Here is a 7,706-nt window from a genome sequence, read left to right as displayed (position 1 = left end):
TGCGGGCCGGGGCCGGGGCCTGCGGGCCGGGGCCTGCGGGCCGGGGCCGGCAGCCTGCGGGCCGGGAGCCGCTGCGCGGGGCGGGGTCCCCTACCCGCCCTTCCACCGTTCCCCGGGCGCTGCCCGGACCCGCGTCTCAAACGCCGGCGGGGCTGAAAGCCCCTGGGGCTCCGCCCCAGACCCCGCGCCTCAAACGCCGGCGAGGCTGAGAGGCGCGGCGCCAGGGCCCGGTCGCTGTGCGCCCGGTGCGCTCGGGCGCCGGGCGGGCCGGGATTGCCGGGCGGCGGCACGATCCAGCCCCGCCGGCGTTCGAGGCGGCGGGGGGTCTGGGGGCGGAGCCCACAGTTTCGGGAAGGGGCGGGGTGGGGGAAGAGCACCCGCAGGGCCCGACGCGCCGCACCGTACGACCATCCACACCAAGCCGAAGGGCACGCGACATGCACCGCGCACTGATCGTCGTCGACGTACAGAACGACTTCTGCGAAGGCGGCAGCCTCGCGGTCACCGGCGGCGCCGACGTCGCCGCCGCGATCACCGAGCTGATCGGCAACGCCACCGCCGGCTACCGGCACGTCGTGGCCACGCGCGACCACCACATCGACCCGGGCCCGCACTTCGCCCTCCCCCCGGCGGAGCCGGACTACGAGAACACCTGGCCCGCGCACTGCGTCGCCGGCACCGAGGGCGTCGGGTTCCACCCGAACTTCGCGCCCGCCGTCGCCTCGGGCGCGGTCGCCGCGGTCTTCGACAAGGGCGCGTACGAGGCCGCGTACAGCGGTTTCGAGGGCACCGACGAGAACGGCGCCGGCCTCGCCGAGTGGCTGCGCGAGCGCCACGTGAGCGAGGTGGACGTCGTCGGCATCGCCACCGACCACTGCGTCCGCGCCACCGCCCTCGACGCGGCCCGCGAGGGCTTCACCACGCGCGTCCTGCTGGACCTGACGGCCGCCGTGGCCCCCCACACCACCGAGAAGGCCCTGGAGGACCTCCGGGCGGCCGGGGTGACCCTGGTCGGCGGCGTCGGCGGCCGGCCGCGCGACTAGGCCGCGGCGCAGCCGGCCAGCCCGGGCCGGACGGCCGCCCCGGCATGGCAGGGCCGGCCGTCCGGCCGCCACGGGCCCCGGCCGGCGGCAGAGGCCCCGCTAGTGCCCCAGGAGCGCCCGGATCGGGTGCCACAGCTCCTCCGCGCGGTCCGGCGCCCCCCGCCACAGGAGGCCGTCCGGGTGGTGGAGGACCGCCGTGATCTCGTCCGGGGTCGGGGGGTGGGCGTTGCCGCGGAGGTACACCGCCCGCATGCCGAGGTTCCGCAGCCTGGTCAGGGCGCGGGCCCGGTTCGCGGCGTGCACCAGCACGCGGACGTTTCCGCCCTCGCCGGACGGCCGCGGCAGCGTCAGTGCGACCACCACGCTGCCGCCCGGCAATCTGACGAAACCTCCACCTGGCATGATCCTCAGCTCCCCCGTCAATAAGAACAGTCGTCCCCCGCATCTAAACGCGAACGGCCGCCGCCCGCTAGAGGGCGACGGCCGATCATGCTCTGACCTGCGGTTTCAGGCCATTACTTGCCCGAGGGGCCAACCTCGATCGTCATCTGGAGACCGTCGTAGGTCTCCTTCGCGATCTTGATCTTGGTGTTGGTGTCAGCGACCTTCACCGAACCGGTCGGGTTCTCGTCGTAGTAGTACTTGCCCTTGTGGTCGTCGAAGACCAGGTTCGCCGGCTTCGGCTTGATGAACAGCGACTCGCCCTTGTTGTGCAGGGTGAACGCGTCCGTCGAGTACGCGCTGAACGGGGCGTCGTACGGCTGGATCTTGTTGCGCAGCAGGGTGCCGTCCGACCACTTCATCGGCTTGGCGTTGGCGTCGATCGGCAGGATCAGACCCGAGCCCGGGTGCTGGCTCGTGTTGTTGTCCTTCTGCGACTTGTCCCACAGCCAGATCAGCAGGCCGTCCTGGTACGGGTAGTGCTCGACCCAGTTCGGCTTCGTGGTGGACCAGCCGAAGTTGTACGGGCCCACCTTGAGGGTGGAGTCGTACGAGACGTAGCGGCGGTTCTCCGCGATGTAGTACTGCGGGTACTCCTTGGTGAAGCCCGCGCCGACCCGCTGGAAGCCCTTGCCGGTCCAGCCGTTGTCGCCGTTCTCGGCGCCGTCGGTGAAGAGCGCGGCACCGTCGGCGGTCAGGGTGATGGCGTCGGCCGTGAAGCCCTTGCCGCCCGCGCCGCCGTCCGTCTGGTAGCGGAAGCGGAGGTCGATCTTCTTGCCCGCGTAGGCGTCGAGCGGGAAGTTCAGGGACTTCCAGGCGCCGGAGACGCCGGTCAGCGAGGGGGCGCCGGAGGCGTCGGCCGGGAGGGCCGCACCGTCGGCGGTGCCGGCCAGCGCGTGCCAGGTGGCGCCGCCGTCCGTGGACACCTCGGTGTAGAGGAAGTCGTAGTCCTGCTCGATGTCCCACCAGCCCTTGAGGGAAAGGGCCGCGGAGGTCTTGCCCGTCAGGTCGACGGAGCGGGTCAGGGTGTTCTTGAGGTCGTCACCCATCTGGCTCCACCACTGCGAGGAACCCTCGGCGGGAGCGACGATCTCGGTCTTGACCTGCTTCTTCGGCAGCTCGACGACCAGCGCCTGCTTGTCCTTGGTGTTGAACTCCGAAACACCCAGCTTGTGCGTGGACTTCGTCGCGGCCTTGGCCGTGTCGTAGTTCAGCCAGCCCAGCTGGAGCTTGTCCCAGGCCGTCATGTCGCCCGGGAGGTCGCCTATGGAGTCCTTGCCCTCGCCGAGCCAGGAGCCCGCCGACATCAGGGACCAGAAGCCGACCGAGTTCTCGCCGCCGCCGGAGGTGTCGTAGAGGTCCGGCAGACCGAGGTCGTGGCCGTACTCGTGCGCGAAGACGCCGAGGCCGCCGTTCTCCGGCTGCATGGTGTAGTCGCCGACCCAGATGCCGGTGTCACCGATCTGGGTACCGCCGGCCTTGTTGTTCGCCGGGCCGGTCTTGCCGACGTCCGTGCCGTACGCGTACCAGCGGTGCGCCCACAGCGCGGTCTTGCCCTGCACGCCGCCGCCGGCCGACTCGTCCTCGCCCGCGTGGACGAGCTGGAAGTGGTCGATGTAGCCGTCGGGCTCGTTGAAGTTGCCGTCGCCGTCGAAGTCGTTGCGGTCCCACTGGTCGTACTGCGCCAGCGTGGCCTTGATCTCGGCGTCGCTCTTGCCGGCCTTCTTCTGGGCCTCCACCCACGCGTTCACGCCGTCGCGGACGGCGTCCCACACGTTGGAGCAGTTGGTCTGGCCGCAGAAGTTCGAGCCGTAACGACCCTCGTTGTACGGGATCTTGACCCAGTCGGAGACCTGGCCGTCGACCGAGTAGCGGCCCGAGGAGGTCTTCTCGTAGTAGGTCTTCAGCGAGTTCTTGCCCTGGCCCGTACCGAAGTACAGGTCCTGGAAGTAGTCCTTGCTGAAGTCCTTGCGCCAGGCGGTGCTGTTGTTCGACGCGCGGTCGGGCTGCGCGATCGTGTTGTGCAGCGGGCCGGGCGTGCCCCCGTACTTGGGCTCCGGCGGCTTCGGGCCGGTCGGGCCGTCCGGGTCGAACATGGTCGTGCTGTCGACCTGGTCGCCGAACTCGACGAGGATGGTGAAGATCTTGTCGGTCTTCTCGCGGCCGAGCTCGACGTACTTCTTGTCGTCGAGCTTGACGACCTTCGAGGCACCGCGCTGCTCGACGCTCTTCTTGCCCGCCAGCACCTGGTCAAGGGCAGCCTCGCGCGCCTGCGCCTGCTGCTTGCTGAACGGGGTTTCGAGGTCGTGCTTGACCTTCTCCTGGGCCGGAGCGGTCGGGTCCTGCTTGTCCGAGGCGGGTACGCCGCCCCAGCTGGAGTCGGCCTGGGCCGTGGCAAAGAAGGCGCCCGAGGCGGCAGTTGCCGTCATGGTCACGCCGACTACGGCGGCGCGCAGCGCGCGACGCCTTGCGGAGTTGCCGGTCACTTGATGTCGTTCCCCTCCCGCGGCCGCGGGCGTTTGGTCGGAACGTCTCCATAGGAGCGGGGGGTTCCGCGCGGCGCGCGTCTCAAGTGACGACATTTGACCGGAGAGTCTAAAGAAAAGACAGACCTTGACTTTTTCCTTACAACTGCACTATGCGATCAGCGAGTTCCGCTATTCGGACGATTGGCCGCCATCGGGGCCTTCCGGGGCGAAGGGATCCTCGCCGTCCGGTTGCGACCCGGTTTGTGACCCCGTGCGCCCCCCGTGCTCCGGCACCGTGGGTAAGGTCACGCTTACTTCTGGCGTTCCTCGGGCATCCCGTCGTATGAGTCACTTGACGCGCGCACCTGTTGAGCCGACTCCGAGCCGACGCACCTCCCGCCTCCGAGGACGGAACACGTCATGCCGCGTCCGACTGCCGCACAGCTCGCCTACGGCTCCGCCACCGTCATCGTGTCGACGATCGCCATGCTGCTGCTCTCGCAGACCAGCACGGGGGTCGGGGTCGCGGTCATCTCCGCCGCCGCGCTCGCCCTCGGGCTGCTGGTCGCCCTCACCGTGCCGCTGCCGCGCCGCCGGGGCCGCCACGCCGCCGGGCGCGGCGCCCGGCAGGCCGCGGCGCCGACGGCCCCGGCTCCGGCCGGGGGCGGGGTCGCCGCCCAGGTGCCGGAGCCGCGAACGACCCCCGCGGAGCACCCCGTTCACCACTGAGGCGCCCCGGCGGACGCGGACACGCGCGGACGGCCGGCCCCTGGGGGGACCGGCCGTCTCCGCGTGCCCGCGTGCGTACTGCCTCCGTGCGGTTCAGGCCGCCACGACCACGACCGTCCTGGCCACCTTGTCGTGCAGCGCCTGCTTGTACGGCTTGTCGACGAGCATCGACACGATCAGCGCCAGCGGCCACAGGCAGAAACAGCACACCAGCGTCGGGATCCACAGCGCCGCGGCGCGCCCGAGGGCCGCGTTGGACGGGGGTACCCTGCCGTCGTCGAGCATCGCGACGCGCAGGCCCAGGGCCTTCTTCCCGACGGTCTGGCCGTTGCTCCGGTGGGTGAGGTACCAGTCGTAGCCGACGTACGCGACGATCGAGATCAGCGTCCACAGCAGTCCCGTGCCGTTGTACGACTTCGTGATGACCTCGCTGACGTCCTCGCCCCTGCTGGTGTCCACCACGTACCGCTTGGTACCGAAGGGCAGTTGGATGAGGGCCAGCGGGATGCCGACGAGGATCAGGTCGATGACGCGGGCGCCGAGCCGCCTGCCGAAGCCGGCCAGCGGGGGCATGCCGGAGAGCGGGTCGGGCATGCCGTAGGGCGGGGGCGGAGGGGGGTACCCTCCGCCGCCGGGCGGGGGCGGATAGCCGCCACCGGGACCGCCGCCGGGGGGAGGCGGGTAGCCGCCACCCGGACCGCCGGGGGGCGGGGGCGGGTAGCCGCCGCCACCGGGCGGCGGTGAGCCGTACGGGGAACCGCCCGACGGAGGCGTCGGTTCCTGGGGCTTCTTGAGGAACGGGTCGTCCTCGGGCGACTGGCCCGGCGGCGGCTGGTCGGTACTCATGGCCCGAGTCGAACCCGGGCCCGGCACCCCCGCAACGCGGCGGCGCCCGTCCGGGGGACGGCCCCGGTACGCCTGGGCCGTCCCGTGCGGATCGCGCTCCCCCGGCTGCCGCCGGGAGCCGCTGCGCCCTGCGGTGCGCGGGCCGGACGTTCAGCGGGCCACGTACGTGCGGGCCGCCTTGTCGTGCCAGCCCTGCCGGCGCGGGCGGTCGACCAGGCACCAGAGGCTGCCCGGCAGCCCCAGGAAGGCGTACACGAGCCAGCGGCGCAGGGCCGCGCCGAAGCCGGGCGGGCGCAGGGTGGCGGTGGCCAGGACCCGTACCCCGCACAGCTTCTTGCCCGGGGTACGGCCCCAGCGGGCGGTGGGCAGGGCCTCGTAGAACACCCCGAACAGCAGGACGGCGGCCAGGACGAGGCCCAGCCGGCCGGCGGTGGTGGCGTCGAGCAGCCACACGGTGGTGGTGCGCCCGCTGGCCCGGGCGAGGTCGACCTTGGCCTGGAGATGGGCCCTCACCCCCGGTACGAGGGGCAGCGCGGCGGCGACGGCCACCCCGGCGAGGACGAGCGAGTCCAGGGTCCGCGCCAGCCCCCGGCGCACCAGCCCGGCGGGCCGGACGGCCCGCTCGGCCATGCGCTCGAAGACGGCCCGGTCCGTGGCCTCCGGGACGGGCCGCTGCCGGACCGCGACGGCCGGCGCGTGCCCGAACGGTTCGCCCTCGTGCCCCGCCCCCGCCCCGGCGGACGGGCCCCGCGCACGCCCACCGGAGTCATCGGCCAGCGCGTACCCGGGGGGCGGCGGCGGCACATCACCCCGCCCCACCCCGGCCCCGCCCCGACCGGACTCCGCCGCAGCGGCACCCTGACCGGGGTCCGCACCCCGAGCGGAGCCCGCACCCGGAGCCGAGCCCGCAGCCCGCTCCGAAGCGGAATCCCGCTCCGCAGCCCGGCCCGAACCCCGCGCCGGTCCAGAGGCCTGGGCCGCCCCGGAGGAGACCCCCTCAGGGGCAGAACCCGCGCCCGGACGAGGAGCCGCACCCCGAGCGGAGCCTTCGGCCCACTCCGAAGCGGAATCCCGCTCCGCAGCCCGGCCCGAACCCCGCGCCGGTCCGGAGACCTGGGCCGCCCCGGCGGAGGCCCCCTCAGGGGCAGAAGCAGCACCCCGACCAGGGGCCGCGCCCCGACCGGGGGCCGCACCCCGAGCGGAGCCCGCAGCCCACCCCGAAGCGGAATCCCGCACCGCATCCGGGCCCGAGCCCCGCGACGGACCGGAAACCGGGGCCTCCCCGGCGGACCACCCGCCGGCGGAGGCCCCCTCCGGGACAGAACCCGCACCCGGACCGGGAGCCGCACCCCGAGACGAGCCCGCAGCCCACCCCGAAGCGGAATCCCGCTCCGCGGCCCGGCCCGGGGCCGGGGCCTCAGCCGCGGGCCACTCCGGGGCGGAGCTGCCCGCCGTGCCGGAGGCCCGCTCCGGTGCCGGGGCGGCCGCCGCCGAAGCGGCCGCCCACGCCCGGGCGGAGACCCCCTCCGGGGCCGGGGACCATGCCGGGGCCTGACTCCCCGTCGGCCCGCCCGGGCCGGGGGCCGTCGGCGGGACGGGTGCGTCCTCCGGGGCCGGGGCGGACCACGACGGGGCCGCGGGCGCCGGAGCCGCCGCCTCCGGCCAGCTGGACGTGAGGCCCGAGACGCCCGTGCCCGGGGCCTCCGGCCAGGCCGGGGCGCGGGCCGAGAGGATGCCCACGCTCTCGGCGGCGGCCTGCGCGGGCAGCCGCCGGGCGGCGGCCGCCGGCCGGGCCAGGGAGATCCCGCCGGGCCGGGGGTCCTCGGACTCCCCGACGTCCGGGCCGCCCCAGGAGACCCGGACGTCGCGGGGCCCGCCGAACCCGGCCTGGTGCGAGGGATCCGCCTGCCAGCCCCGAGGCTCGGACTCGCCGTCCCCACCGCCGGGCCCAGGGCCGGCGTCCCGGCCCCCCGCCCCGGCTGCCGACTCCCGCCCCCGAGGCGCACGGTCGGCGTCCCAGCCGCCGGCCCCGGGGTCGCCTTCCCGACCCCCGGGCGCGGACTCGCCCGCCCAGCCCCCGGTGCCCGGGCCGCCATCCGGGTCCCAGCCGCCCGGCCCCGGCGTCGGCCGCCAGGGGTCCGGCTGCCAAGACGGCGGCGGTGTGTGGGCCCGTACGGGC

At 74.2% G+C, this 7,706-nt stretch carries 6 protein-coding genes; 2 read left to right on the top strand and 4 right to left on the bottom strand.

What is annotated here, in order from left to right:
- Positions 1 to 437 precede the first annotated feature (437 nt).
- A complete protein-coding gene (locus AB0F18_RS13930) occupies positions 438 to 1,043 on the top strand; it encodes an isochorismatase family protein (RefSeq protein WP_362059109.1) in 606 nt (201 codons plus the stop codon).
- Positions 1,044 to 1,142: 99 nt separating this feature from the next.
- On the opposite strand, the gene AB0F18_RS13925 is transcribed toward AB0F18_RS13930, so the two are convergent.
- Both AB0F18_RS13925 and AB0F18_RS13920 read right to left on the bottom strand, forming a co-directional pair.
- Positions 1,143 to 1,445, bottom strand: coding sequence for a hypothetical protein (locus tag AB0F18_RS13925; protein WP_362059106.1), 303 nt, complete (start codon positions 1,443 to 1,445; stop codon positions 1,143 to 1,145).
- Positions 1,446 to 1,558: 113 nt separating this feature from the next.
- Positions 1,559 to 3,913, bottom strand: a complete 2,355-nt coding sequence (locus tag AB0F18_RS13920; RefSeq protein ID WP_362059103.1) for an immune inhibitor A domain-containing protein — start codon at positions 3,911 to 3,913, stop codon at positions 1,559 to 1,561.
- Between the two features lie 459 nt (positions 3,914 to 4,372).
- Here AB0F18_RS13920 and AB0F18_RS13915 point away from each other — a divergent pair, with 459 nt between their 5' ends.
- Positions 4,373 to 4,681 carry a hypothetical protein gene (locus AB0F18_RS13915; RefSeq protein WP_362059100.1) on the top strand — a complete coding sequence of 103 codons (309 nt, stop codon included), beginning with the start codon at positions 4,373 to 4,375 and terminating at the stop codon, positions 4,679 to 4,681.
- A 93-nt stretch (positions 4,682 to 4,774) separates the two neighbouring features.
- On the opposite strand, the gene AB0F18_RS13910 is transcribed toward AB0F18_RS13915, so the two are convergent.
- Complete coding sequence (locus tag AB0F18_RS13910; RefSeq protein WP_362059097.1) at positions 4,775 to 5,527, bottom strand: RDD family protein; 753 nt, start codon at positions 5,525 to 5,527, stop codon at positions 4,775 to 4,777.
- Positions 5,528 to 5,677: 150 nt separating this feature from the next.
- On the bottom strand, positions 5,678 to 6,331 hold the full coding sequence (locus AB0F18_RS13905) for an RDD family protein (RefSeq protein ID WP_362059094.1): 654 nt from the start codon (positions 6,329 to 6,331) through the stop codon (positions 5,678 to 5,680).
- Positions 6,332 to 7,706 lie beyond the last annotated feature (1,375 nt).

Origin of the sequence: Streptomyces sp. NPDC029216, from assembly GCF_040648015.1 — a bacterium.
Taxonomy (GTDB): Bacteria; Actinomycetota; Actinomycetes; order Streptomycetales; family Streptomycetaceae; genus Streptomyces.
This window is presented reverse-complemented; position numbering and strand designations above follow the sequence as displayed.

What these genes read in the sequence shown, in the direction of transcription:
- AB0F18_RS13910 (WP_362059097.1), bottom strand. Translation starts at nt 5,527, where the DNA reads ATGAGTACCGACCAGCCGCCGCCGGGCCAGTCGCCCGAGGACGACCCG.
- AB0F18_RS13925 (WP_362059106.1), bottom strand. Translation starts at nt 1,445, where the DNA reads ATGCCAGGTGGAGGTTTCGTCAGATTGCCGGGCGGCAGCGTGGTGGTC.
- AB0F18_RS13915 (WP_362059100.1), top strand. Translation starts at nt 4,373, where the DNA reads ATGCCGCGTCCGACTGCCGCACAGCTCGCCTACGGCTCCGCCACCGTC.
- AB0F18_RS13930 (WP_362059109.1), top strand. Translation starts at nt 438, where the DNA reads ATGCACCGCGCACTGATCGTCGTCGACGTACAGAACGACTTCTGCGAA.
- AB0F18_RS13920 (WP_362059103.1), bottom strand. Translation starts at nt 3,913, where the DNA reads ATGACGGCAACTGCCGCCTCGGGCGCCTTCTTTGCCACGGCCCAGGCC.